Origin of the sequence: Streptomyces sp. NPDC048479, from assembly GCF_040651435.1 — a bacterium.
Classification (GTDB): domain Bacteria; phylum Actinomycetota; class Actinomycetes; order Streptomycetales; family Streptomycetaceae; genus Streptomyces.
Genome location: NZ_JBEZKA010000023.1, coordinates 1 through 25,665 on the forward strand (window position 1 = coordinate 1; position 25,665 = coordinate 25,665).

The window sequence follows — 25,665 nt, forward strand, 5'->3', positions numbered from 1 at the left end:
GGTGGCGGGTACGGCGCACGCCGTGACGACGACCGTGGCGGTCGCCCCAGCGGCGGCGGTGGCGGTGGCTACGGCCGTCGTGATGACCGGCCGAGCGGCCCCCGTCGTGACGACGACCGTGGTGGACGCCCCAGCAGTGGTGGCGGGTACGGCGCACGCCGTGACGACGACCGTGGCGGTCGCCCCAGCGGCGGTGGCGGCTACGGGCGCCGCGACGACCGGCCGAGCGGCCCCCGTCGCGACGATGACCGTGGTGGTGGCTTCCGGCGTGATGACCGCGACCGGGATCGTGGGCCGCGTCGTGACGACGACCGTGGTGGACGCCCCAGCAGTGGTGGCGGCTACGGGTCGCGTCCCAGTGGTGGTGGCGGTGGTTACGGCCGTCGTGATGACCGGCCGAGTGGCCCGCGTCGCGACGACGACCGTGGCGGTCGCCCCAGCGGCGGTGGCGGCTACGGGCGCCGCGACGACCGGCCGAGTGGCCCCGGCCGTGACGACCGCGACCGCGGTGGGTACCGCGGGCAGCGCGACGACCGGCGTGACGACCGTGGTGGCTACGGGCGGCGCGACGACCGCGACCGCGGTGACCGGGAGCCGATCAAGCGGCTGCCGATTCCCGAGGACGTCACGGGCGACGAGATCGACAAGGACGTACGGCAGGAGCTTCAGAGCCTGCCGAAGGGCCTCGCCGAGGACGTGGCCAAGAACCTCGTCATGGTCGCCAATCTGATCGACGAGGACCCCGAGCAGGCGTACGCCTACTCCAAGGTGGCGCTGCGGCTCGCTTCTCGTGTGGCCGCGGTGCGCGAGGCCGCGGGTTTCGCCGCGTACGCGACGCAGAAGTACTCGGAGGCGCTTGCCGAGTTCCGGGCGGCCAAGCGGATGACCGGGAGCGTGGAGCTGTGGCCCGTCATGGCGGACTGCGAGCGGGGGCTCGGGCGGCCCGAGCGGGCGATGGCGATGGCCGGTGAGCCCGAGGTGCAGAAGCTCGACAAGGCCGGCCAGGTCGAAATGCGGCTGGTCGCGGCCGGAGCGCGCAGGGACATGGGGCAGATCGACGCCGCCATCGTGACCCTGCAGAGCCCCGAGCTGGCGTCCAACTCCGTACAGCCCTGGACTGCGCGGCTGCGTTACGCGTACGCCGACGCGCTGCTGGCCGCCGGGCGCGACGGCGAGGCGCGTGAGTGGTTCGCCAAGGCGCTCGAGGCCGACAAGGACGGGGCGACCGACGCCTCGGACCGGCTCGCCGCGATAGACGGTGTGGAGTTCGTCGACGCCATGGATGAGGACGAGGCACCCGACGCGTCCACGGAGCCGACCGCCGCCACCGGCGAGGCCGAAAGTGACGTCGACGGCGAGGCCGACAGCGACGCCGACGGCGATGTCGAGGGTGACAAGGCCGAGTAGGTAAGTACACGCATACGAAAGGGCGGCACCCGGCATGGGTGCCGCCCTTTCGTATGTCCGTATCTCGTCGTCAGTTCGTCGGTTCGTCAGTCCAGCGCGAGGCTTCTGAGGACCAGGCCCGTCGCCGGCTTCGGGCCGAACGACGTGGACTTGCGGGGCATCGTGACCCCCTCGCGAGCGAGGTTCCGCACGACCTCTTCCCGCACCGGATGCATCACCACCGCGGTGCCGCCCTTGCGTTCCGCCTGCTCGACGGCCGCCTCCGTGTCATGGATGTAGGCGATGTGCTCCGGGGTGTCCGGGATCCGCCAGATGTGGTCCAGGAGCGTGGAGTGGAGGACCGTGGCGTCGAGTGTGCGCCAGGCCTCGGGGCGGTCGCGGCGGACCGTACGGGACAGCAGCTCGGCGTCCGGGCGGTCGACGAGGTGGAATCCGCCGTCGCCCGCGAGGAGGAAGGCGTTGCCGTCGGCGGCCGCGTTCGCGAGAGTCTCGAGCGCCTGCGGAAGCGGGCCGTCGAGTTGCTGGGTGCGGAAGGAGCCGGTCAGAGCGGCCAGCGCCTCGGAGACAGGGAGGCGGTGCAACAGGCGGTGGATGGCGCGCACCCTGAGGGGATAGCGGGCCGTGTCGATCAGCAGGACCAGGCCGTAGTTCCACGGGCTCGGGGAAGGGTGTTCGGCGCGCAGCCGCAGATAGGTCGCCCAGCGGTGGTGTCCGTCGGCGATCAGCGCCTGGTGGTCGGAGAGATCGGCGCGGACCTCGGACAGGTCGTCGGGGTCCGTCACGGACCACAGCCGGTGCTTGAAGCCGTCCTCCGTGGTGGTGGCCAGCAGCGGGGTACGCAGGATGGTGCGGTCGATGACGGCGGTCGCGCCGGTCGCACCGCCCATGCTGCGGTAGGTGAAGAGCAGCGGTTCCAGATTGGCGGCGGTCGTACGCATCAGAGCCGCGCGATCCGCGACGACGTCCGGCATCACGTCCTCGTGCGGGAGGACGACGCCTTCGGACGGTTCGGACAGTGCGAGCGCCCCGATGATGCCGCGCTGGAGGATGTCGTCCTTGCGCTGCTCGTACACGTAGAACGCGGGCTCGGGGTCCGGGGCCAGGATGCCCTCGGAGAGCCAGCGGTCGAGGGTGTCGGCGGCCTGCTGGTTGCGGGCGCCGGCGGTGTTCGCCTGAGGGAGGATCAGCCGGACGATGTTGTGCGGATCCGCCGACTCCAGATGGAGCAGGCCGTCGGGCCTGACGACGACGTCGTACGGCGGTGAGGTCACGGCGGCGAGGCTGCCGACCCGCTCAGGGACATAGCGCAGTCCACGGAACGGGATCAGGTGCAGACCGTCATTGGCCGCGGGACCTTCGGTGTTCATTTGTGCATCGTATGTGGGTTGCGCGGATGAGCGATGATCGGGGGAGCGACACTGAGCGAGGAGCGGAAACGAATGAGCCAGCAGAGCAGGAACCGGCCGAGCGGCAGTGCGACGGCGCTGAGCGAGGCGTACGACACGGCGCTGCTCGACCTCGACGGAGTGGTGTACGCGGGTGGTGAGGCGATTGCGCACGCCGTGGATTCGCTGCTGACGGCGCGGGACGGTGGGATGCATCTCGCGTATGTGACCAACAATGCGCTGCGGCCGCCCGAGGCCGTGGCCGCGCACATCACCGAGCTGGGCGTGCCCACCGACGCGGCGGATGTCATCAACTCCGCACAGGCCGTGGCCCGGTTGATCTCCGAACAGGTGCCGGCCGGTTCCCGGGTGCTGGTGGTCGGCGGGGAGGGTCTGCGGGTCGCGCTGCGCGAGCGCGGGCTCGAGCCGGTGGAGTCCGCCGACAACGATCCGGCGGCGGTGGTGCAGGGGTACGGCGGCCCGGACCTGGCCTGGGGGCGGTTCGCCGAGGCCTGTTACGCGATCGCGCGGGGCGTGCCGTGGTTCGCTTCCAACACGGATCTGACGATTCCGAGTGCGCGCGGGATCGCGCCGGGCAATGGTGCGGCCGTGGAGGTCGTACGGATCGCGACGGGTGCGGAGCCGCAGGTGGCTGGCAAGCCGCTGCCGCCGATGCACAAGGAGACGATCCTGCGGACGGGTGCGCGCAAGCCGCTGGTGGTCGGGGACCGGCTGGACACGGACATCGAGGGTGCGTTCAACGGCGGCGTGGACTCGCTGCTCGTACTGACCGGGGTGACGGACGGCGCGCAGCTGCTGGCCGCGCGGCCCGAGCACCGGCCGACCTACGTGGACGCCGATCTGCGCGGGATGCTGACCGGGCAGCCCGAAGTCGCCGAGGCGGAGGGCGGGTTCACATGCGGCGGGTGGACCGCGTCCGTACGGGAGGACGAGCTGGCGCTCGACGGGGACGGCGAGCCGTTGGACGGGCTGCGGGCGCTGTGTGCTGCGGCCTGGACCGACGCCGGGGACGGCGTGTGCGAGCTGGACGCGGGCAAGATGCTGTCCCGGCTGGGCCTGTAGGGCCGTGTCCCGCGCGCGGGGCGGAGGGACTTCGGTCCATACGATGCGTCTCTTCCTTCCGCGGTCGTCCTTGAATCGCCGACTCCCTTTCTTCGCGCCGGAGTCGGCGGCCGGTGAGGCTGGTCCGGCCGACGCCAATCACGGAAGGGGAGCCCCATCACCATAGCGAGGGTAGGCTAACCTAACCTCGCGTTGGTCGACAGTCCCCCCAAACAGAGCGCGGAGCCGCAATCCGCACGCGCACCCCGGAGGCGCCACGCGCCGCGCGCCACCGGGTTGCTCGTGTCCGTCGGCATCCTGCTGCTGGTCTGCCTCGCGAGCATCGCGACAGGTGCCAGGTCGATGCCGCTGTCCGATGTGTGGCACGGCCTGTTCCACAACTCGGGCGCCGGCAACGACGTGATCGTCCACGATGTTCGTGTACCGCGGACCCTGCTCGGCCTGATCGTCGGCGCGGCTCTCGGACTCGCCGGCGCCGTGATGCAGGCGCTGACCCGCAACCCGCTCGCGGAACCTGGTCTGTTGGGCGTGAACGCCGGCGCATCGGCCGCCGTCGTCTCCGCCATCAGCTTCTTCGGCGTCACCTCGCTCACCGGCTATGTGTGGTTCGCGTTCCTGGGCGCGGGCGTCGTCTCCGCGCTCGTGTACATCCTCGGCGGCAGCCGGGGCGCGACACCGGTACGCCTCGCGCTCGCCGGAACCGCCGTCAGCGCCGCGCTCGTCGGCTATATCCACGCCGTACAGCTGCTGGACGCGGCCGCGCTCGACCGGCTCCGGTTCTGGACGGTCGGCTCGCTGGCCTCGGCCGATATGGAGACCATCGGCAAGGTGGCGCCTTTCATCGGCATCGGCGTGGTGCTCGCGCTGCTGCTCGCACGGCCGCTGAACGCGATGGAGATGGGTGACGACACCGCCCGCGCGCTGGGCGCGCATCTGAACCGCACCCGCATCCTCACGATGCTCGCCGTCACTCTGCTGTGCGGGTCGGCGACCGCCGCCTGCGGGCCGATCGTCTTCATCGGGCTGATGATCCCGCATCTCGTTCGCGCCATCACAGGTCCGGACATGCGGTGGATCCTGCCGTACGCGACGGTCCTCTCGCCCGTCCTGCTGCTGGGCGCCGATGTCGTCGGCCGGGTCATCACCCGCCCCGCCGAGCTGCAGGTCGGCATCGTCACCGCGCTGATCGGCGGGCCCGTCTTCATCCATCTCGTACGCCGCAAGAGGATGGCCCAGCTGTGAAAGCCGTGCTCTGTCTTCCCGGGGGGCAACCTCCGGACCCCCGGCAGGACAAGACAGCTCCGACGACCTGCCCGGAACGTCATGCGAGGGAAATCCCGGTGAAAGCCATACGCACCCCCGGCGGGCTCTCCTTCCGGGTCGATCCCCGCGCGGCCGTCGTCGTGCTGCTGCTCGCCGCGGCCACCGCGGCCACCGGAGTCGTACTCATCGGCAGCGGCGACTTCCCGATCTCACCCGGCGAGGTGATCGCCACCCTGCTCGGGAACGGCACGCCGGCGCAGGAGTTCATCGTTCAGGATCTGCGGCTGCCGCGAGTGCTGGTCGGAGTGCTCGTCGGCGCCTCGCTCGCCCTCAGCGGCGCGATCTTCCAGTCCATCACCCGTAATCCGCTGGGCAGTCCGGACGTCATCGGCTTCGGGCAGGGCGCGACCGTCGGCGCGCTCAGCGTCATCGTGCTCTTCCACGGCGGGGCCGTCGCGGTGGCGGGCGGCGCGCTTGTCGGCGGAGTGGCGACCGGCGTCGGCGTCTATGTACTGGCCTGGAAGCGCGGGGTGCACGGCTACCGGCTGGTCCTCGTCGGTATCGGCATCGCCGCCATGCTCACCGCCGCCAACCACTATCTGCTCACCAAGGCCAGCCTGGTCGACGCCATCCAGGCCACGCTCTGGATGACCGGCTCGCTCGACGGCCGCGACTGGGCGCAGGTCTGGCCACTGCTGGGCGTGTGCGCCGTTCTCGTGCCGCTGGTGTCCGGGTACGGGCGGCCGCTGCGGATGCTGGAGATGGGCGACGACGCGGCATACGCGCTGGGCGCGCCGGTCGAACGCACCCGTGTGGTGCTGATGAGCGCCGGCGTCCTGCTGGTCTCGGTCGCGACCGCGGCGGCGGGGCCGATCACCTTCGTCGCGTTGAGCGCACCGCAGCTCGCCCGTCGGCTGACCCGCTCGCCCGGCCCGAACCTGGCTGCCGCCGCGGTGATGGGCGCCGCGCTGCTGCTGGTCGCCGACTGGATCGCCACCAACGCCTTCGGTGAGCGGCAGTTGCCGGTCGGTGTGGTGACCGGAGTGCTCGGCGGCTGCTATCTGCTCTGGCTGCTGGTCACCGAACGCAAGGCAGGACGCATATGAGCACGGTGAAGCCCGTGGCAGACGAACCATCGGAATCCAGGAGTAGGACGACAATGCAGCGCCTCACCGCGGAATCGGTCACCCTCGGCTACGACCAGCGGGTCATCGCCGAGAACCTCTCGGTGGAGATCCCCGACAACTCCTTCACGGTGATCGTCGGCCCCAATGCCTGCGGAAAGTCGACACTGCTGCGTGCCCTGTCCCGGATGCTGAAGCCGTCCGAGGGACGGGTCCTGCTGGACGGACAGACCATCCACTCGCTGCCGGCCAAGAAGGTCGCCAGGACGCTGGGCCTGCTGCCGCAGTCGTCGATCGCACCGGACGCGATCACGGTCGCCGACCTCGTCGCGCGCGGCCGCTATCCGCACCAGGGGCTGCTGCGTCAGTGGTCGCCGGAGGACGAGCGGATTGTCGAGGAATCGATGGCGGCGACCGGAGTCGGCGAACTGGCGGAGCGCTATGTCGATGAATTGTCCGGTGGGCAGCGGCAGCGCGTATGGATCGCGATGGCACTGGCCCAGCAGACCCCACTGCTGCTGCTCGACGAGCCCACGACATTCCTCGACATCCAGCACCAGCTCGAGGTGCTCGACCTGTGCGCGGAGCTGCACGAGACGCAGGGGCGGACGCTTGTCGCCGTACTGCACGACCTCAATCAGGCCGCCCGTTACGCCACACACCTCATCGCGCTGCGCGAAGGGAAGATCGTCGCCGAGGGCGCGCCCGCGGACGTGGTCACCGCCGAGCTGGTGGAGCAGGTCTTCGGGGTGAAGAGCCAGGTCATCGACGACCCGGAGTCCGGGACGCCGCTGGTGGTGCCGGCATCCCGGAGGCGTAGCGCCACGGTGGTGTCCTGACTGCTGAAGCAGTGCCCCGGCCGCCACGGCAGTGCCCCGGCCGCCACGGCAGTGCCCCGGCCGCCACGGCAGCGTCCTGGCTACCACGGCGGCGCACTGACCGCTACAGCAGCGTCCTCAGGCGCAGCAGATCGCGGAAGCCGGCCTCGAGCCTGACCCGGCCGGAGGCCCAGGCCTTCGCGAAGTTCAGCTCACCGTTCACCATGGCCACCAGATCGTCGCCGCTCATCGCGAGACGGATCTGAGCCCTGTCGGGCGGCGGTCCCTGGAGCGTGTCGACCACATCGATCCGGCCGTCCACGAGGCGGCCGGTGAAGGTGATGTCCAGATCCTTGATGTGGCAGCTGAGGGAACGGTCGAGCGCGGCAGCGCTGCGTACATCACCGTCCGCCTGTGCCAGGTTGTCCGAGAGTTTGTCGAGTGCGCTGCGGCACTCTTCCGTCGTCGCCATCGTGATCGACGGTACCTCAGCGCTTCGCGGTAGCGTCTGGGCATGAGCGACTCGATGCCGGGCCCGGAGATCCAGGAGCAGGGGTTTCAGGAGGGACCAGTGAGCCCGGAGCCGGAGAACCAAGCGTCCGAGAACCCAGCGTCCGAGAACGCGGCGCCCGAGATCACGGACCGGGAGAGCCGGGAGCCGGCGGGGCCCGGGGCGGCTGCCCGTCAGGCGTACGACCCTGCCGCGCCCGCGCCCGTCGGCGTGCAGCGCGTGCCGACCGGCAACGCCGACGTCGACGCCCGGCTGGAGCGGCTGGCCGACGCAGACCACCTCCCGGCGGACGGACACCTCGAGGTGTACGAGGATGTACACCGGGGGCTGCGCGACGCGCTGACCGCGCTCGACGCACGCCCGGCACCTGCGCCTCAGGGGCCCTCGCCATCACCGTCGTACGACAACAGGAGCTGAACCGAACGTGGCAGGAGTGGCCCGCCGCCGTCTCGACGCCGAGCTGGTACGCCGCAACCTCGCACGCTCGCGCGAGCACGCGAGCCAGCTGATCGCCGCGGGACGGGTGACGGTCGGCGGCAACACCGCGACCAAACCCGCGACCCAGGTCGAGACCAGCGCCGCCGTCGTCGTCACCGCAGACGACAGCGACCCCGACTACGTCTCGCGCGGCGGACACAAGCTCGCCGGCGCGCTGGCTGCCTTCGTGCCGCTCGGGCTGAAGGTCGAGGGCAGGCGGGCACTGGACGCGGGCGCGTCCACCGGCGGCTTCACGGATGTACTGCTGCGGGCGGGCGCCGCCCATGTCGTCGCCGTCGACGTCGGATACGGACAACTCGCCTGGTCTCTTCAGAGTGATGAACGCGTGACGGTCAAGGACCGTACGAATGTGCGCGAGCTGACGCTGGAGACGATCGACGGTGAGGCGGTGGACCTGGTGGTGGGGGACCTTTCCTTCATTCCGCTCGGCCTCGTCCTGCCCGCGCTCGTCCGGTGTACGGCGCCCGGCGCGGATCTGGTGCTGATGGTCAAGCCGCAGTTCGAGGTGGGCAAGGAACGTCTCGGCAGCGGCGGGGTCGTCCGTGACCCGGAACTGCGCGCGGACGCGGTACGGAATGTGGCGCGCAAGGCGGGGGAGCTCGGTCTCGGCGTGCTGGGCATCACGGCCAGCCCGCTGCCGGGACCCTCTGGAAACGTCGAGTATTTTCTGTGGCTCCGGGCCGGAGCGCCCGAGCTCGACCCGGCGGACGTCGACCGTGCAGTGGCGGAGGGACCTCGTTGACAACGACACCGGCAGCGACACCAGCACGTACCGTTTTCCTGCTCGCACACACCGGCAGACCTGCGGCGATCCGCAGTGCCGAACTCGTCGTACAGGGGCTGCTGCGCTGCGGTCTCGGCGTACGCGTCCTGGAGGCGGAAGCGGCCGACCTGCCGCTGCCGCCGTCCGTCGAGACGGTCCGCGAGGCGACTCCCGACGTACTCGACGGCTGCGAACTGCTGATCGTGCTCGGCGGGGACGGGACCCTGCTGCGCGGCGCCGAATTCGCCCGCGCCTCCGGGGTGCCGATGCTCGGCGTCAACCTGGGGCGGGTCGGCTTCCTGGCGGAGGCCGAGCGCGACGACCTCGACAAGGTCGTCGACCGCGTCGTCACCCGCGAGTACGAGGTCGAGGAGCGCATGACCATTGATGTCGTCGTGCACAGCAACGGCGATGTCGTGCACCGGGACTGGGCGCTGAACGAGGCGGCGGTGCAGAAGGTCTCGCCCGAGCGGATGCTCGAGGTCATCCTCGAGATCGACGGGCGGCCGGTGACCGGCTTCGGCTGCGACGGCATCGTCTGCGCGACGCCGACCGGCTCGACCGCGTATGCGTTCTCCGCCGGCGGCCCGGTGGTCTGGCCCGAGGTGGAGGCGCTGCTGATGGTGCCGATCGGCGCGCATGCCCTGTTTGCCAAGCCGCTGGTGACCTCGCCGACATCGGTACTCGCGGTGGAGGTGCAGCCGCACACACCGCAGGGGGTGCTGTGGTGCGACGGACGCAGGACGGTCGAACTGCCGCCGGGCGCACGGGTCGAGGTACGGCGCGGTGCCGTTCCCGTACGGCTGGCGCGGCTGCACCACGCGTCCTTCACGGACCGTCTGGTGGCCAAGTTCGCGCTGCCGGTCTCCGGTTGGCGCGGCGCGCCGCACTAGGGCTGCCGGGCTGTCCTGACCCATCCGAGGGAGAGGCAGGCGCGCTGCCGGACTCGCTCTCCGCGCCGGACGACGGGCTCCGGCCGTACGAGCCGTGGCTGCGGATGAGGCTCGACCGGCCGCTCGGGTTGGGCGGGAAGGGCGGGCACGGTCCGGTGCGCTGCACGGTCGTCGAGTACGCGCCCGGCCGGGGGTCCGCTTCCGCTTCACCGGGCCGCGCGGCTTCCACGGCTTCCACGAGTACGTCGTGGAGGAGGCGGCCGGCGGTGTCGTGCTGAACCATCTGCTCGCGATGCGCGTACGCGGCCCCGCCCGGCCGACCGTGGCCGCTCTTCCGGCGTCGGCAGCACGACGCCGTGATCGAGGACGGCCCGGACCGGGCGGAGGGCGTACGCAGGTCGCGGTGGGGCCCTTATGTCCGACTGCTGCGGCGGACAAAGGGGCTGCGGTGACTCTCCGCTGCCCGGGAGAGTGAATCGGAGGCCGGGGTCCGTCGCACAGCGGGCCCCGGACCTCGTAAGGTCGTGTCCGTGTTGGAGGAGATGCGGATACGGTCGCTCGGTGTCATCGACGACGCGGTCGTCGAGCTGTCACCCGGTTTCACTGCGGTGACCGGCGAGACGGGCGCGGGCAAGACCATGGTCGTCACCAGCCTGGGGCTGCTGCTCGGCGGGCGCGCCGACCCCGCCCTGGTGCGGATCGGCGCCAAGGCGGCGGTGGTGGAGGGGCGGATCAGTGTGTCCGCCGACGGCCCCGCCGCGGTACGGGCCGAGGAGGCCGGGGCCGAGCTCGAGGACGGCATGCTGCTGATCAGCCGGACCGTTTCCGCGGAGGGGCGCTCGCGCGCCCACGTCGGCGGGCGGTCCGTGCCGGTGGGCGTGCTGGGCGAGCTGGCCGACGAACTCGTCGCCGTGCACGGCCAGACCGACCAGCAGGGGCTGCTGCGGCCCGCGCGGCAGCGGGAGGCGCTCGACCGGTACGCGGGCGGTGCGGTCACCGGGCCGCACGCCAAGTACGCGGCCGCCTACCGGCGGCTGCGGGCCGTCTCCGTCGAACTGGACGAGCTGACCACGCGCGCCCGTGAGCGCGCGCAGGAAGCCGATCTGCTGCGCTTCGGGCTGAACGAGATCGCGGGCGCCGAGCCGCGGGCCGGCGAGGACGTCGAACTCGCCGCGGAGGCGGAGCGGCTGGGCCACGCCGAGGCGCTGGCGTCCGCCGCGTCGCTCGCGCACGGCGCGCTGGCGGGCAATCCCGAGGACCCGGAGGGCGTCGACGCGACGACGCTGGTCGCGGGCGCGGGACGGGCCCTGGACGCCGTACGCTCGCACGACCCCGCGCTGGCCGGGCTCGCCGACCGGATGGGCGAGATCTCCATCCTGCTCGGTGACGTGGCGGGAGAGCTGGCCGGGTACGCGGACAATCTGGACGCCGATCCACTGCGGCTGGCCGCGGTGGAGGAACGGCGGGCGGCGCTGACCGGGCTGACGCGCAAGTACGGCGGGACCGGTGAAGGCATTGCCGCCGTGCTGGCGTGGGCGGAGGAGGGCGCGGGTCGGCTCACCGAGCTGGACGGCGACGACGACCGGATCGGCGAGCTGGCGGCGGAGCGGGACGCGCTGCGGAGCGAACTGTCCGGTCTGGCACAGGCGTTGACCGACGCGCGTACGGAGGCGGCGGCGCGGTTCGCCGAGGCGGTCACCGCGGAGCTGGCCTCACTCGCGATGCCGCACGCGCGGGTGTCCTTCGACATCAGGCAGACCGAGTCCGTCGACGAGGCCTCCGGCGTCGAGGTCGGCGGCCGCGCGGTGGTGTACGGGCCGTCCGGCGTCGACGAGGTCGAACTGCTGCTGGCCCCGCACCCGGGCGCGCCGCCGCGGCCGATCGCCAAGGGGGCGTCGGGCGGTGAGCTGTCGCGGGTGATGCTGGCGGTCGAGGTCGTCTTCGCGGGGACCGATCCGGTGCCGACATATCTCTTCGACGAGGTCGACGCGGGCGTGGGCGGCAAGGCGGCGGTCGAGGTCGGCCGACGGCTGGCGAAGCTCGCCAAGTCGGCGCAGGTGGTGGTCGTGACGCATCTGCCGCAGGTGGCGGCGTTCGCCGACCGGCAGCTGCTCGTCGAGAAGACGAACGACGGCACGGTGACGCGAAGCGGTGTGACGGTCCTGGAGGGCGAGGACAGGGTGCGCGAACTGTCGCGGATGCTGGCGGGCCAGGAGGACTCGGAGACGGCCCGTGCGCACGCGGAGGAGCTCCTGGCGACGGCCCGGGCGGACGGGTAGCCCGCGGCGGTGGAGTTCCTGGCGAGGGGCCGGGCGGACGGGTAGCCCGCGGCGGTGGAGTTCCTGGCGAGGGGCCGGGCGGACGGGTAGCCCGCGGCGGTGGAGTTCCTGGCGATGGGCCGGGCGGACGGGTAGCCCGCGGCGGTGGAGTTCCTGGCGATGGGCCGGGTGGACGGGTAGCCCGCGGCGGTGGAGTTCCTGGCGATGGGCCGGGCGGACGGGTAGCCCGCGGCGGTGGAGTTCCTGGCGACGGCCCGGGCGGACGGGTAGCCCGCGGCGGTGGAGTTCCTGGCGATGGGCCGGGCGGACGGGTAGCCCGCGGGGCGGGCAGAACCCCGTGCCCCGCGGCCGTGTCGCCGCGCCGGGCTTGCCGTTCAGCCCGCCGGCCTCGCCGCGGCCGCGCAACGGAGACACCGTCAGCCGGCCCGCCGGATCACCCGTGTGGGTGATCCGGCGTACGGAGTCCGGTTCCGGACACGGGCACGACGCCTCGACGGTGCCGGAACGTGCGTACGGGCTGGCATCCTTGGCCGAGTGACACAGCTGCGTACGGTCCAAGTGCTGGGCGGCGGCAGCGCGGGCAGCAGCGCGCACGTCAGGTCGCTGGCCGCGGGGCTGGTGGCGCGGGGCGTGCGGGTGACGGTGTGCGCTCCCGCTGAACTGGAGCACGTCTACGACTTCCCCGGTGCCGGGGCCCACTTCGCGGCCGTACCGCGGCGCGGTGACCCGGCGGCGGTCGGCGCGCTGCGCGCGGCGTGCGCGGGAGCGGACGTCGTGCACGCGCACGGACTGCACGCCGCCGTACGCGCCACGCTGGCGCTGAGCGGGCAGCGCGTGCCTCTGGTCGTCACCTGGCACACGCGGGCGCACGACGACGGCGCGCGTGGCCAGGTGCTGCGCTTGCTGGAGCGAAGGGCCGTGCGGGCGGCGGCGGTTGTGCTCGGTACGTGCTCCGAGCTGGTCGACCGGGCCCGCAAGCGGGGCGCACGTGACGCCCGCCTCGCGCCGGTCGCCGTGCCCGCGCCGCGCGGCCGGCCGGGCGGCGCGGAGAGCAAGGCACGCGCCGAACTGGGCGCTGTCGAACGCCCCTTGGTGATGGCCGTCGGGAGCCTGGTGCCGCACCGGGGGTACGGAACGCTGCTGGACGCGGCCCGGCTGTGGCGCGGCCTGGACCCTGTGCCGCTGGTCGTGATCGCGGGGGAGGGGCGGCAGCGGGGTGCGCTCCAGCGCCGTATCGAGGCGGAAGGGCTGCCGGTGAGGCTGATGGGGCGCCGGGACGACATCGGTGAGCTGCTCGCGGCGGCGGATGTGGCGGTGCTGCCGAGCCGCTGGGAGGCCCGCTCGCTGCTCGCGCAGGAGGCGCTGCGGCTGGGCGTCCCGCTGGTCGCGACGGCGGTGGGCGGCATCCCGGAACTGGTGGGCGAGGCGGCGGAACTCGTTCCGTACGGCGACGCGGCGGCGCTGGGCGGGGCGGTGGCGCGGCTGCTGGGTGACCCGGGGCTTCGGGAGGAGCTGGCGGCGGCGGGGCGGGCGCAGGCGGCGACCTGGCCGACGGAGGACGAGACGATTGCGCTGGTGTTGAGCGTGTACGACGAGGTCGCGGCGGGGTGGAGCTGAGGCTCGGGCTGGGGTTTCCTGCTGCCCGCCGCTTCCCGCTGTATCCGATGTGCGCCTCCGCCGGGTGAGGGGGCAGGCCCCCCGGGGGCCGCGGGGGATGAGGGTACGCGGGGCTGACGCCCCGTACCCCGAAGCGCCGGCTTCGCGGCGCAGGCTGCGGGTTCTGTGGAGTGCCGGGTTACACGGCGCGCGGCCTCGTGCTTTCCGAGCGCGCCTCCGCCGGGTGAGGGGGCAGGCCCCCCGGGGCCGCGGGGGATGGGTCTGACGCCCCGTACCCCGAGACGCCGGCTTCGCGGCGCAGCCCGCGGGCCCTGTGGCGTGCCGCGTACACGGCGCGCGGCCCCGCTCCTCCCGAGCGTGTCGGCTTCGCGGCGCAGCACCCCGAGTCCTCAGGAATGCCGGGTATGCGCCGCACGGCCCTCAAACCCTCCGCGGCGCCCACCTCACCCCGCGTGCCGTCGCGCCCTCAGTGCCAGGCTCAATGCCAGCACCGTTTGGGGGTCGTCCAAGTCCGTGCCCAGGAGTTCCGAGATACGGGCCAGGCGGTTGTACAGCGTCTGGCGGTTCAGGTGGAGTTCGCGGGCCGTCTCCGCCTTGCGGCCCGCGTGGGCCAGGTATGTCTCCAGCGTCGGGAGCAGCGGCGGGCGGGACGCCCGGTCGTGGGCGCGCAGGGGGCCGATCGCACGGTCCACGAACGCCGCCAGGTCCGGGTGGTCCCGGAGGCGCCACAGCAGCAGGTCGATGTCCAGGCGGCGCGCGTCGTACCACGGGCGGTCCGAGAGGCCCTGCGCCGCCGTCGCCGTCTCCGCCGCGTGGCGCAGGCCCGCCGAAACCGCCGCCCAGCCGCCCGCCATGCCCACCACCACGACCGGCGGATGCGCGCCCGCCCGCTCCAGGCCCGCCCGTTCCACACCGGCCCGCAGCGCTGCGGCGACCCGGTCCGCGACCGCCGTGCGTTCCGACTCGGAGCGCAGGCCGAGCAGCAGCGGTACGCGGCCCTCCACCGGGCGTACGCCCAGCAGCACCGGCACCCCTACCGACGCCAGCTCCTCCAGCACCGCGCGTGCCAGCAGCGCCCAGTTCCCCGAGGGGAAGAGCTCCGCGGCGAGGCGCATCACGACCGGCAGCAGCGGGCCCTCGCCCGGTCTGAAGCCCAGCACCTTCGCCTGCGCCGGCGCGTCCTCCGCCGTGATGCGGCCCTCCGCCAGGTCCGTCAGGAAGTCGCCGCGGCCGCGCGCCGCCAGCTCCTCCTCCTGGCGTGCCTGCATGAGTACGACCGCCAGCAGACCGGCCGCCCGCTCCGCCGCCATCCGGTGCACCGGAAGCATCGGGGAGCCGACGGCCAGCAGCACCAGCCGGGCGCGTACCGAAGCCGCCCCGTGCCCACCGCCCGGTACGTCCACGAGGACCGCGCCGGCGGGAGGGGACTCCCGCGCCGCCCGCTGGCCGCGCAGCCCGTCCCACACCTGCAGCGGATCGGCTCCGGCCTGCCCCGACTCGGACTCGGTCGCGTACAGCAGCTGCCCGTCCGCCGTCTCCAGGAAGACCGGGTTCGCGGTGAAGTCCGCGAGGATACGCAGCACTTGGGGCACTCCGCCGCCGTCGAGGAGCACCTCCGTACACCGCCGGTGCACTTCCTCGGCCTGCCGCAGCAGGGCGTAGTGCCCGTTCACAATCTCGGTGTGGATCTCCTCCGTCACCGAGACGAAGGGGACTTCGCGGTGCAGCTGCACCAGCGGAAGACCGGCCGCCCGGGCCGTCTCCACGATCGTCGCCGGCAGCCTGCTGAAACGCGGCCCCAGCTCCACCACCAGCGCGGCGATCCCTCGGTCCGCCAGCTGCCTTACGAAGGCGCGCTGCTCGGCCGGCCGGGTGCCGAGGCCCAGGCCCGTGGTGAGCAGCAGCTCACCGCCCTTGAGGAGCGAGGCGATGTTGGGCACCTCACCCGCGTGCACCCAGCGCACCGTGCGGTTCAGCCGCTCCGCGCCTGCGACGACCTCCGGAAGCCCGGCGCGCAACCCGGGCAGTTCGAGCGCCCGCTGCACCGTGATTCCACCTTGGGTCGTCTCCACTGACTCTCGCCTCGCGATTCCGATCCGTCCGACGGGCGCCGGCCGCCCCGGTTCCGGACGCTACCGGGCCCGTACATGCGTGCGCATCACCCGGTGCGTCCCGACCGGCATCGCCCGCGCGGCAACCCGACAACATGTCGGCCCGCGCGGGCATTTGCCGGGCGCCTCGTCTCAGAACGCCGGTTTGATGTTGTGGTTCAGCCGGAACACGTTGTTGGGGTCGTACTTCGCCTTGACCGCGGCGAGGCGAAGGTAGTTCCCCTCGCCGAAGCCCTCGAGGACCCGCCCCCGCCCCTCGTTCCCGATGAAGTTCAGATAGACCGAGCCCTGGGACCAGGGCCGTACCGCGGCGCGTACGTCGCGGACCCAGTGAATGGCGTGCTCGTCGTCGGCCGGGTCTTCCCAGATCCCGAAGGGGTGGACGGTCCACGGCGCGGTGCGCCAGGGCAGCGGATAGTCGGCCGGGTTCCTCGCCACCGCGCCGCCCACCGGGAACAGGACGTGCTGTGTGGCCGTGGGCACGGGCATGGTGTCGGCACGCGAGCAGTAGGCGTCCACGGCCTCGTCCGGGAAGCCGCTGAGGTACTCGGCCGACCAGTAGTTGCGCATCCCGGGCGGGTCGTCGAGCATGCACTGCAGCTCCGCGTACGGCAGCTCCGTGATCACTTCCGCCGCGTGTCCGAGCCCCATCAGCGGCGCGGTCACCTGCCGGGCCTCCGCTTCCGTGCCCGTGTAGGTGACCAGGACCGTGCATACGAGCTTGCCGACCAGTTGCTCGGGGACGAACGGCTCGGGCGGCGCGGTGAGGTAGATGCAGCCACCGCCGACCTCGTCCGGCGCGGACTCCATGAAGTCACGGTAGGCACGCACGACTTCGGGTCCCGCCTCCGGCCGGAACAGCAGCATGACCATCGACATCGCGGGAAGCGCATGCAGTTGCAGGGTGATCGCGGTCGCCACCCCGAAGTTGCCGCCGCCGCCGTGCAGCGCCCAGAACAGCTCCGAGTTCTCGTCCGCACTGGCGTGGACGGTCTCGCCGTCGGCAGTCACCAGCTCGACGGCGATCAGATTGTCGCAGGCCAAGCCGTGCTTTCGCTCAAGCCAGCCGGATCCGCCGCCGAGCGTGAAGCCACCCACGCCGGTGGTGGACGCACGGCCGCCGGTGGTCGCCAGAGCGTGGGGCTGCGTGGCCCGGTCGAGATGGCTCATGGTGGCGCCGCCGCCGACGCGTGCCGCCCGGGACAGGGGGTCGACGATCACGATGTGCATACGGCGCAGGTCGACCACGATTCCGCCGTCGGTCAGCGACGTGCCCGCGACGCTGTGGCCGCCGCCGCGGACGGCGATCTCCAGCTCGTTGTCCCGGCCGAAGCGGATCGCCCTGGCCACATCCGCTTCCGTCTCGCACTGCGCGACGACGGCGGGTCGCCGGTCGATCATGCTGTTGAAGATGGCGCGAGCCTCGTCGTACCCCGGATCGCCGAGGGCGACTGCTGTGCCGGTCAGTTCTTGACGGAGACCGGCCAGCGCCGCCTCCGCAATGCCTTGGGGCGCCATAGTGGCCCCCTTCCGAGGGCGCGACAGGACCTTCTCATCGTAGTCCCGATGAGGGAGAGATGATCAGTCGAGCGGTCCTGCCGCGAAGCCCCGCCGCTACCCTCCGTAGGCGCCGGAAGCTGTCAGCCGCAGCGCCGTGTCGATCAGCGGCACATGGCTGAACGCCTGCGGGAAGTTACCCACCTGGCGCTGCAGCGTCGCATCCCATTCCTCGGCCAGCAGCCCAAGATCGTTGCGCAGCGAGAGCAGCTTCTCGAACAGCCGCCGTGCCTCGTCCACCCGACCGATCATCGCCAGATCGTCCGCGAGCCAGAACGAGCACGCCAGGAACGCGCCCTCGTCGCCCTTGAGGCCGTCGACGCCGGCATTCTCGCCCGCGGTCGGATAGCGCAGTACGAAACCGTCCTCCGTGGCCAGCTCCCGCTGGATTGCCTCGATCGTGCCGATGACGCGCTTGTCGTCGGGCGGCAGAAAGCCCATCTGCGGAATCAGCAGCAGCGAGGCGTCCAGTTCCTTCGAGCCGTACGACTGCGTGAAGGTGTTGCGCTCCTTGTCGTAACCCTTCTCGCAGACATCGCGGTGGATGTCGTCGCGCAGCTCACGCCACCGCTCGATCGGGCCGTCCGCGTCGCCGGACTCGATCAGCTTGATGGTGCGGTCGACCGCCACCCAGGCCATCACCTTCGAGTGCACGAAGTGCCGGCGCGGCCCCCGCACCTCCCAGATGCCCTCGTCCGGCTGGTCCCAGTGCTTCTCCAGGTAGCGGATCAGCTTGAGCTGCAGCAGTGAGGCGTAGTCATTGCGCGCGAGACCCGTCATATGGGCCAGATGCAGCGCCTCGGTGACCTCGCCGTACACATCCAGCTGCAGCTGGTGCGCGGCGCCGTTCCCGACCCGTACCGGAGTCGAGTTCTCGTAGCCCGGCAGCCAGTCCAACTCGGCCTCGCCCAGCTCCCGTTCGCCCGCGATCCCGTACATGATCTGCAGGTTCTCCGGGTCACCGGCGACCGCGCGCAGCAGCCACTCGCGCCAGGCGCGGGCCTCCTCGCGGTAGCCGGTGCGCAGCAGCGACGACAGGGTGATCGCGGCGTCGCGCAGCCAGGTGTAGCGGTAGTCCCAGTTCCGTTCGCCGCCGATCTCCTCCGGCAGCGAGGTCGTCGGCGCCGCGACGATCCCGCCCGTCGGCGCGTACGTCAGCGCCTTCAGCGTGATCAGCGAGCGGACCACGGCCTCGCGGTAGGGCCCGTTGTACGTGCAGTGCTCGACCCACTCCCGCCAGAAGTCCGAGGTCGCCTCCAGCGAGTTCTCAGGGTCGGGCAGCGAGGGCGGATGGTGGTGCGAGGGCTGCCAGCTGATGGTGAAGGCGATCCGCTCACCGGGACCGACGGTGAAATCGGAGTACGTGGTCAGGTCCTTGCCGTACGTCTCCGCGGAGGTGTCCAGCCAGACCGAGTCGGGCCCGGCGACGGCGACCGTGCGCCCGTCGACCTTGTGGACCCACGGCACCACACGCCCGTAGCTGAAACGCATTCGCAGCGCCGAGCGCATCCGCACCCGCCCGCTCACGCCCTCCACGATCCGGATCAGCTGGGGCGCGCCGTCACGAGGCGGCATGAAGTCCGTCACACGGACCGTGCCGCGTGGCGTGTCCCACTCCGATTCGAGGATCAGCGAGTCCCCGCGGTAGCGGCGGCGGGCGGCCGACGGAGGCTGGGCATCCGCGGCATGCGCCGGGCCGAGCCGCCAGAAACCGTGGTCTTCGGTGCCGAGCAGCCCGGCGAAGATGGCATGCGAGTCGAAGCGGGGTAGGCACAGCCAGTCCACTGTGCCGTCCCGGCAGACCAACGCAGCGGTCTGCATGTCTCCGATGAGTGCGTAATCCTCGATGCGCCCGGCCACGTGCATCTCCAGTCGAACGGCCACGTCCGCCCCTCGGGGCGCTTACTGCGGTCAAGGGTCGTTGACGAGCGCGATGTTCCGGGTGACGGACGGGGATGGTGCCGTTTGCCGGCCTGGCTCGGCAGCGAGTGTCCGAGCAGGATACGTCGCACCTTAGGGATCTGCGTACCGCTCCCGGCAACCCGAGTCCGCCGAACGGGTGAGCCAAGGGTGATCCCCGGATGAACGGGTGCGCATGGGGGAGGGCGCGGCCGGAAGCGGTCACCCGCTGTCGCTGATACCCTGGTACCCCGTGGACCGGTGGCCGCCCTGTGCAAAACGGGGGCCCCGAAACCGCAGCGACGGCACCCCCCGAACCCCTCGAAGGGTCGCCGGTACGCACCTCACCTCGCGACCACGGGAGCCCCCTCTTGGCGATGCCGCCCAAATCCATGACGACCAAGCACATCTTCGTCACCGGGGGTGTCGCCTCCTCCCTCGGCAAGGGCCTCACGGCCTCCAGCCTGGGCGCGCTGCTCAAGGCACGGGGCCTGCGGGTCACCATGCAGAAGCTCGACCCGTACCTGAACGTCGACCCCGGCACGATGAACCCGTTCCAGCACGGTGAGGTGTTCGTCACCAACGACGGCGCCGAGACCGACCTGGACATCGGCCACTACGAGCGCTTCCTCGACGTGGACCTCGACGGCTCGGCCAACGTCACCACCGGCCAGGTCTACTCCACGGTCATCGCCAAGGAGCGCCGCGGCGAGTACCTGGGCGACACCGTGCAGGTCATCCCGCACATCACCAACGAGATCAAGCACCGCATCCGCCGCATGGCCACCGATGACGTCGATGTCGTCATCACCGAGGTCGGCGGCACGGTCGGTGACATCGAGTCGCTGCCGTTCCTGGAGACCGTCCGCCAGGTCCGCCACGAGGTCGGCCGCGACAACGTCTTCGTCGTGCACATCTCCCTGCTGCCGTACATCGGCCCGTCCGGCGAGCTGAAGACCAAGCCGACCCAGCACTCGGTCGCAGCCCTGCGCAACATCGGTATCCAGCCGGACGCGATCGTGCTCCGCGCGGACCGTGAGGTACCGACCGCGATCAAGCGCAAGATCTCGCTGATGTGCGACGTCGACGAGGCCGCCGTCGTGGCCGCGATCGATGCCAAGTCGATCTACGACATCCCGAAGGTGCTGCACACCGAGGGTCTGGACGCGTATGTCGTGCGCAAGCTGGATCTGCCGTTCCGCGATGTCGACTGGACCACGTGGGACGACCTGCTGGACCGGGTCCACAACCCCGACCACGAGGTCACCGTCGCGCTCGTCGGCAAGTACATCGACCTGCCGGACGCGTACCTCTCGGTGACCGAGGCGCTACGCGCCGGCGGCTTCGCCAACAAGGCCCGCGTCAAGGTCAAGTGGGTCGCCTCCGACAACTGCAAGACCCAGGCCGGCGCCACGAAGGAGCTCGGCGACGTCGACGGGATCCTCATCCCCGGCGGCTTCGGCGACCGAGGTGTCAGCGGCAAGGTCGGCGCGATCCAGTTCGCCCGTGAGAACAAGATCCCGCTGCTCGGTCTCTGCCTCGGCCTGCAGTGCATCGTGATCGAGGCCGCGCGGAACCTCGCTGAGATCCCCGACGCCAACTCCACCGAGTTCGACGCCGCCACCGCCCATCCCGTCATCTCGACGATGGAGGAGCAGCTGGCGTACGTCGAGGGCGCGGGCGACCTCGGCGGCACCATGCGGCTCGGCCTCTACCCGGCGAAGCTCGCCGAGGGCTCGATCGTGCGCGAGGTCTATGACAACCAGCCGTACATCGAGGAGCGCCACCGCCACCGCTACGAGGTGAACAACGCCTACCGCGCGGAGCTGGAGAAGAAGGCGGGCATCCTCTTCTCGGGCACGTCTCCCGACAACAAGCTGGTCGAGTACGTCGAGTACCCGCGCGAGACGCACCCCTACCTGGTCGCCACCCAGGCGCACCCGGAACTGCGTTCCCGCCCGACTCGTCCGCACCCGCTCTTCGCCGGTCTGGTGAAGGCCGCTGTGGAGCGCAAGACGGGCAAGTAGTTCCAAGCGATACGGTTGCCGGGGTACGTGTCCTTTGGGACTCGTACCCCGGTTTCTGCTTGTGGTGTGGAGGACGTACATGGAGCTCAAGGACACCCCCGAGGAATGGCCGGTCACCGCGACCACGACGCCGTTCAGGGGCAACAAGACCAGTGTCCGTACCGACGACGTGGTCATGCCGGACGGCACCGTCGCGCGCCGTGACTACCAGGTGCACCCCGGTTCCGTTGCGGTCCTCGCGCTCGACGACTCCGGCCGCGTCCTCGTACTGCGCCAGTACCGGCACCCCGTGCGCCACAAGCTCTGGGAGATCCCGGCCGGTCTGCTCGATGTGCCGGGCGAGAACCCGCTGCACGCCGCACAGCGCGAGCTGTACGAGGAGGCGCATGTCAAGGCCGAGGACTGGCGGGTGCTGGCCGACGTCTACACCACGCCGGGCGGCTGCGACGAGGCCGTTCGGATTTTCCTCGCCCGCGATCTGTCGGAGGCCGAGGGCGAGCGCTTCGAGGTCTCCGAGGAGGAGGCCGACATGGAGCTGGCCCGGGTTCCGCTCGAGGATCTCGTACGCGGTGTGCTCGCCGGAGACCTGCACAACAACTGCCTGGTGGTGGGTGTGCTGTCGCTGACCGCCGTGCTGAACGGCGACGGTGTCGACACGCTGCGGCCGGCCGAGGCGCCGTGGCCGGCGCGCCCGTTCGAGGCCTGAGCGACGCCTGGGGCGTGCGGGAGAAGTCCCGGTCGGACAATCCGCTGATCCGAACGGGCGATGCCCCCGCCGCGCTCTGCCGCGCTCGTTGCAGAGCGTGAACTACGCTCGGATCGCCCGTGCGGAGTCCCTTGCGGGCTTGGCTCGTGCGCGGACTGACGGGAGCGTGGCCCGTGACGGAGCAGGCGGTGGACGTGGGCGGCCGGGCCGAGGCGTACCGAAGCCAATTCTTCGGGCGCCAGCGGGAGCTGAAGTCCCTTCGGGCCGATATCGAGCGAGCCGGTCTGGACACCATCTCCGGACGCAAGGCCCCGCGTGCCCGGGTGCTGCTGATCGCCGGGCGCCCCGGCTCCGGGCGCACCGCGCTCGCCGAGGAACTCGCCCGCAGGGTCGCCGCCGACTACCCCGACGGGGTACTGCGGGCCCGGCTGACCGAGCCCGGCGGGCGGCGGGTCCCGATGGAGCGGGCGGCCCGCGGACTGCTCGACTCCCTCGGTATCGCATCGCCGCCCGGCGCCGGCGAGGACGAGCTGACCGGGATGGTGCGCGAGGCGCTCACCGAACGCCGGATGCTGTTGCTCCTCGACGACGCAGGGGACGCCGAGCAGGTCGACCCGCTGCTGCCCGACAACCCCGACTGTCTGGCCGTGGCCGTGGCCGAGGGCCCGCTCACCGGTATTCCGGATGTACGGCCGTGCACGCTCGGCGGCATGGACGCCAAGTCCGCGATCGAGCTGCTCGGCACCTTCACCGGATCGGTGCGGATCACCGTGGATCCGCAGGCCGCCGAGTCCATCGCGGAGGAGTGCGGCGGGCTGCCCACCGCGCTGGTCCTGGTCGGCGGTTGGCTCGCTGCCCGGCCGAGGGCGTCGGTCGCCGATGTGGCCAAGCGGCTGCGCGCTCTGCCGGACGACAGCGAGCAGCCCAAGGTCGGCCGGCCGCTGGCCCGTGCCTTCCGGTTGGTGTACGAGTCCCTGTCGCCGTCGGCCGCCGGGATGCTGCGACTGCTGTCCCTCGCGCCCGGCGGGATCGCCGACGCGCACACCGCCTCCGCGCTGGCCGGCTGTTCGTTGCAGACCGCCGAAGCGACCCTCTGCGAGCTTGCCGACCTGGGATTTGTGCGCTCGGCCGGCGACCACCACGAAGTGCCGGGCGCTCTCCTGCCGCTGCTGCGCACCCTGCTGCAGGCGCACGACCGGCCGGCCGAGGTACAGCTGGCCCGGGCGCGGATGCTGGAGCGGACCGTACGGCAGCTGCACTCCTGCAGGGCGATCACCGAGCCCGACGGCTCCCCGGCCCGCATGAAGCTGGCCGGTCTGCCGCGCGCGCTGCGGTTCTCCACCGCGTCGGCCGCCGCCGAGTGGCTGCGGATCCGGCTGCCCGCGCTGCTGGCCTCGGCACGGCTCGCGGTCGAGGACGGCGAGCTGGACACCCTGGCGCGGCGGCTGGTCGCAGCCCTGGTCCGGGCGCTGGCCGCGCACCGCGGCACCGAGGACGCGGCTGCCGAGCTCTACGGACTGCACCAGCTGGTGCTCGGCGTGGCCGAGCGTCGCGGGCTGCACCGTGAAAGGGCCGCCGCCCTGCTGAATCTTGCCGATCTGGATGCTCAGACCGGTCGTACCGAGGAGGCGCTGGCCCGCTACCGCGCGGCTCTGGACGCCGGACGGGCCGCGAACGATCCGTACGCGACGGGCCGCGCGATGGAATCCGTAGGTGGTGCCTACCAGGAGCTGGGGGACTGGCAGCGGGCCGCGGACTGGTACGGGCGGGCGCTTGCCCAGCGGCAGGCGCGCGGCGAGGGGGCCGACGAGGCCCGGCTGTACGGCCGGCTGGGTGCCGTGCACACCTATGCGGGGCGGTACGGCGAGGCGCTGCGCAACTGGCGCGCGGCGGTGGCCGGCTATCGCAGGATCGGCGATCTCCCGTCCCGGGCGCGAGCGTTGAGCGAGGTGGCGCGCGTACAGGAGTACGCGGGCCGGCCGGAGGAGTGCTTGCGCACCTGCCAGGAGGCGGTGGAGTGGGCGCGGCAGACCGGGGACGCACGGCTGCAGGCAGCTCTGCAGCTCAGGCTGGCCGACACCCTCGACCGGCTCGGCGACCCGACAGCCGCGAGGCTGCACCGCGCCATGGCGGAGAAGCTGCTAGGAACAGGGGGTACCGACGTTTCTGCCTACGAAATCCGTAGCACTCCGGCCAAAGATTAATGCTTTGTAAGGCTAGACAGCGCGAAGTCCTTCATTAGACTGGCTCTGCCACATGTTCTCGTGGTGTCTTCCGGTGCGCCACGCGTATCCGGGTATGTATGGCATTGCACCCTTATACCCCTGAGCCAAGGACCGTGATCGACGTGAAGGTCGGCATCCCCCGCGAGGTCAAGAACAACGAGTTCCGGGTGGCGATCACCCCTGCCGGTGTGCACGAGCTCGTGCGCAACGGCCACCAGGTCTTCATCGAGCAGAACGCCGGTCTCGGCTCCTCGATCACGGATGACGAGTTCGTCGCCGCCGGCGGTCAGATCCTGCCCACCGCCGACGAGGTCTGGTCCACCGCCGACCTGCTGTTGAAGGTCAAGGAGCCCATCGCCGAGGAGTACCACCGCCTCCGCAAGGACCAGACCCTCTTCACCTACCTGCACCTCGCCGCATCCCGCGAGTGCACGGATGCGCTGCTCGAGTCCGGCACCACCGCCATCGCGTACGAGACCGTGGAGACCGCCACCCGCGCGCTGCCGCTGCTCGCTCCGATGTCCGAGGTCGCGGGCCGGCTGGCCCCGCAGGTCGGCGCGTACCACCTGATGCGCTCGGTCGGCGGCCGCGGTGTGCTGCCGGGCGGCGTCCCGGGCACGGCGGCCGGCGAGGCTGTCGTCGTCGGCGGTGGCGTCTCCGGCTGGAACGCCACGCAGATCGCCGTCGGTATGGGCTTCCATGTCACCCTGCTCGACCGTGACATCAACAAGCTGCGCGAGGCCGACAAGGTCTTCGGCACCAAGGTGAAGACGATCGTCTCCAACGCCTTCGAGCTGGAGAAGGCCGTCGTCGAGGCGGACCTCGTCATCGGCGCCGTCCTCATCCCGGGCGCCAAGGCCCCGAAGCTGGTCACCAACGAGCTCGTCGCCAAGATGAAGCCCGGAAGTGTACTTGTCGACATTGCAATCGACCAGGGCGGCTGCTTCGAGGACTCGCGTCCGACCACTCACGCCGAGCCGACCTTCATGGTCCACAACTCGGTCTTCTACTGCGTCGCCAACATGCCCGGCGCGGTGCCCAACACCTCCACCTACGCGCTCACCAACGCGACGCTGCCGTACATCGTTGAGCTCGCGAACCGCGGCTGGGTCGAGGCGCTGCGCCGCGACCCGGCGCTCGCCAAGGGTCTCAACACCCATGACGGCCAGGTCGTTTACGGCCCGGTCGCCGAGGCTCACGGCCTGGAGAGCACCGAACTGAGCACGTTGCTCGGCTGACGCGTCAACGCGACTCGTCAATATCGCGCCCGCGGCCGGACCTTGCCGAGCAAGGTCCGGCCGGATGCGTATCCGCCCGCTTTGTGAGGCTCGCTCAACTCGCGTCGAACGTAACCCTTTAACCGTTTCGCACACCCTCGAAACGTCCGGGCCAGGTCACGTCAAGAGTCCTGAGCACCCTTGACAGAAGGGTGTTCGGTTGCCGACACATCGAGCCGGGTCCGGCGGATTGTGTTGCTGCGGACCGGTGACACGCCATAG

General features: G+C 71.4%; 19 protein-coding genes. 14 read left to right on the top strand and 5 right to left on the bottom strand.

Translation table 11 applies throughout. The features are described 5' to 3' along the window. The first annotated feature begins 606 nt into the window (after positions 1-606). Positions 607-1,407, top strand: a complete 801-nt coding sequence (locus tag AB0D12_RS29980; protein ID WP_362689799.1) for a hypothetical protein — start codon at positions 607-609, stop codon at positions 1,405-1,407. An 86-nt stretch (positions 1,408-1,493) separates the two neighbouring features. Here AB0D12_RS29980 and AB0D12_RS29985 read toward each other — a convergent pair whose 3' ends face one another. Beyond that, positions 1,494-2,774 (bottom strand): DUF1015 domain-containing protein, encoded by a 1,281-nt coding sequence (locus AB0D12_RS29985; protein ID WP_362689489.1) that lies wholly within the window; start codon positions 2,772-2,774, stop codon positions 1,494-1,496. 72 nt (positions 2,775-2,846) lie between these two features. Between AB0D12_RS29985 and AB0D12_RS29990 the strand changes: the two genes are divergently transcribed. From AB0D12_RS29990 to AB0D12_RS30005, 4 genes are all read left to right on the top strand, one after another. Beyond that, the gene (locus AB0D12_RS29990) at positions 2,847-3,875 is read left to right on the top strand and encodes an HAD hydrolase-like protein (protein ID WP_362689492.1); all 1,029 of its coding nucleotides are present in this window, start codon (positions 2,847-2,849) and stop codon (positions 3,873-3,875) included. A 282-nt stretch (positions 3,876-4,157) separates the two neighbouring features. Then, complete coding sequence (locus tag AB0D12_RS29995; protein WP_362689495.1) at positions 4,158-5,117, top strand: iron chelate uptake ABC transporter family permease subunit; 960 nt, start codon at positions 4,158-4,160, stop codon at positions 5,115-5,117. A 92-nt stretch (positions 5,118-5,209) separates the two neighbouring features. Next, positions 5,210-6,244 carry an iron chelate uptake ABC transporter family permease subunit gene (locus AB0D12_RS30000; RefSeq protein WP_362689802.1) on the top strand — a complete coding sequence of 345 codons (1,035 nt, stop codon included), beginning with the start codon at positions 5,210-5,212 and terminating at the stop codon, positions 6,242-6,244. A 53-nt stretch (positions 6,245-6,297) separates the two neighbouring features. Further along, entirely contained in the window at positions 6,298-7,101 is an 804-nt protein-coding gene (locus tag AB0D12_RS30005) for an ABC transporter ATP-binding protein (protein WP_362689498.1), read from the top strand. Between the two features lie 103 nt (positions 7,102-7,204). Here AB0D12_RS30005 and AB0D12_RS30010 read toward each other — a convergent pair whose 3' ends face one another. Beyond that, positions 7,205-7,552, bottom strand: a complete 348-nt coding sequence (locus AB0D12_RS30010) for an SCP2 sterol-binding domain-containing protein (protein ID WP_362689501.1) — start codon at positions 7,550-7,552, stop codon at positions 7,205-7,207. A 42-nt stretch (positions 7,553-7,594) separates the two neighbouring features. Here AB0D12_RS30010 and AB0D12_RS30015 point away from each other — a divergent pair, with 42 nt between their 5' ends. The 5 genes from AB0D12_RS30015 (at position 7,595) to AB0D12_RS30035 (ending at position 13,641) form a co-directional block, all read left to right on the top strand. Then, on the top strand, positions 7,595-8,008 hold the full coding sequence (locus AB0D12_RS30015; RefSeq protein WP_362689504.1) for a hypothetical protein: 414 nt from the start codon (positions 7,595-7,597) through the stop codon (positions 8,006-8,008). Positions 8,009-8,015: 7 nt separating this feature from the next. Then, positions 8,016-8,831, top strand: coding sequence for a TlyA family RNA methyltransferase (locus tag AB0D12_RS30020; protein WP_362689507.1), 816 nt, complete (start codon positions 8,016-8,018; stop codon positions 8,829-8,831). Then, positions 8,828-9,745, top strand: coding sequence for an NAD kinase (locus AB0D12_RS30025; RefSeq protein WP_362689510.1), 918 nt, complete (start codon positions 8,828-8,830; stop codon positions 9,743-9,745). Before AB0D12_RS30020 ends, AB0D12_RS30025 begins: the two co-directional genes overlap by 4 nt. 542 nt (positions 9,746-10,287) lie before the next feature. Further along, entirely contained in the window at positions 10,288-12,024 is a 1,737-nt protein-coding gene (recN, locus tag AB0D12_RS30030; RefSeq protein ID WP_362689805.1) for a DNA repair protein RecN, read from the top strand. A gap of 534 nt (positions 12,025-12,558) precedes the next feature. Beyond that, positions 12,559-13,641: a glycosyltransferase family 4 protein gene (locus tag AB0D12_RS30035; protein ID WP_362689513.1), complete on the top strand. Its 1,083-nt coding sequence runs from the start codon at positions 12,559-12,561 to the stop codon at positions 13,639-13,641. 443 nt (positions 13,642-14,084) lie between these two features. On the opposite strand, the gene AB0D12_RS30040 is transcribed toward AB0D12_RS30035, so the two are convergent. The 3 genes from AB0D12_RS30040 to AB0D12_RS30050 form a co-directional block, all read right to left on the bottom strand. After that, positions 14,085-15,713, bottom strand: coding sequence for a PucR family transcriptional regulator (locus AB0D12_RS30040; protein WP_362689516.1), 1,629 nt, complete (start codon positions 15,711-15,713; stop codon positions 14,085-14,087). 171 nt (positions 15,714-15,884) lie between these two features. After that, positions 15,885-17,270, bottom strand: coding sequence for an FAD-binding oxidoreductase (locus tag AB0D12_RS30045; RefSeq protein ID WP_362689519.1), 1,386 nt, complete (start codon positions 17,268-17,270; stop codon positions 15,885-15,887). Positions 17,271-17,366: 96 nt separating this feature from the next. Further along, the gene (locus AB0D12_RS30050) at positions 17,367-19,169 is read right to left on the bottom strand and encodes a glycoside hydrolase family 15 protein (protein WP_362689808.1); all 1,803 of its coding nucleotides are present in this window, start codon (positions 19,167-19,169) and stop codon (positions 17,367-17,369) included. Positions 19,170-19,585: 416 nt separating this feature from the next. Here AB0D12_RS30050 and AB0D12_RS30055 point away from each other — a divergent pair, with 416 nt between their 5' ends. The 4 genes from AB0D12_RS30055 to ald all read left to right on the top strand — a co-directional run bounded on the left by AB0D12_RS30055 (position 19,586) and on the right by ald (position 25,404). Then, on the top strand, positions 19,586-21,235 hold the full coding sequence (locus tag AB0D12_RS30055; RefSeq protein WP_362689522.1) for a CTP synthase: 1,650 nt from the start codon (positions 19,586-19,588) through the stop codon (positions 21,233-21,235). Positions 21,236-21,314: 79 nt separating this feature from the next. Beyond that, a complete protein-coding gene (locus AB0D12_RS30060; protein ID WP_362689525.1) occupies positions 21,315-21,941 on the top strand; it encodes an NUDIX hydrolase in 627 nt (208 codons plus the stop codon). Positions 21,942-22,114: 173 nt separating this feature from the next. Continuing rightward, a complete protein-coding gene (locus AB0D12_RS30065; RefSeq protein ID WP_362689528.1) occupies positions 22,115-24,145 on the top strand; it encodes a tetratricopeptide repeat protein in 2,031 nt (676 codons plus the stop codon). Positions 24,146-24,288: 143 nt separating this feature from the next. Further along, the gene (gene ald, locus AB0D12_RS30070; protein WP_362689811.1) at positions 24,289-25,404 is read left to right on the top strand and encodes an alanine dehydrogenase; all 1,116 of its coding nucleotides are present in this window, start codon (positions 24,289-24,291) and stop codon (positions 25,402-25,404) included. The last annotated feature ends 261 nt before the right edge of the window (positions 25,405-25,665 follow it).

Coding starts and splice junctions, on each gene's coding strand:
- recN (WP_362689805.1), top strand. CDS start 10,288: ATGCGGATACGGTCGCTCGGTGTCATCGACGACGCGGTCGTCGAGCTG.
- AB0D12_RS30015 (WP_362689504.1), top strand. CDS start 7,595: ATGAGCGACTCGATGCCGGGCCCGGAGATCCAGGAGCAGGGGTTTCAG.
- AB0D12_RS30055 (WP_362689522.1), top strand. CDS start 19,586: ATGCCGCCCAAATCCATGACGACCAAGCACATCTTCGTCACCGGGGGT.
- AB0D12_RS30010 (WP_362689501.1), bottom strand. CDS start 7,552: ATGGCGACGACGGAAGAGTGCCGCAGCGCACTCGACAAACTCTCGGAC.
- AB0D12_RS30045 (WP_362689519.1), bottom strand. CDS start 17,270: ATGGCGCCCCAAGGCATTGCGGAGGCGGCGCTGGCCGGTCTCCGTCAA.
- AB0D12_RS30005 (WP_362689498.1), top strand. CDS start 6,298: ATGCAGCGCCTCACCGCGGAATCGGTCACCCTCGGCTACGACCAGCGG.
- AB0D12_RS30060 (WP_362689525.1), top strand. CDS start 21,315: ATGGAGCTCAAGGACACCCCCGAGGAATGGCCGGTCACCGCGACCACG.
- AB0D12_RS29990 (WP_362689492.1), top strand. CDS start 2,847: ATGAGCCAGCAGAGCAGGAACCGGCCGAGCGGCAGTGCGACGGCGCTG.
- AB0D12_RS29985 (WP_362689489.1), bottom strand. CDS start 2,774: ATGAACACCGAAGGTCCCGCGGCCAATGACGGTCTGCACCTGATCCCG.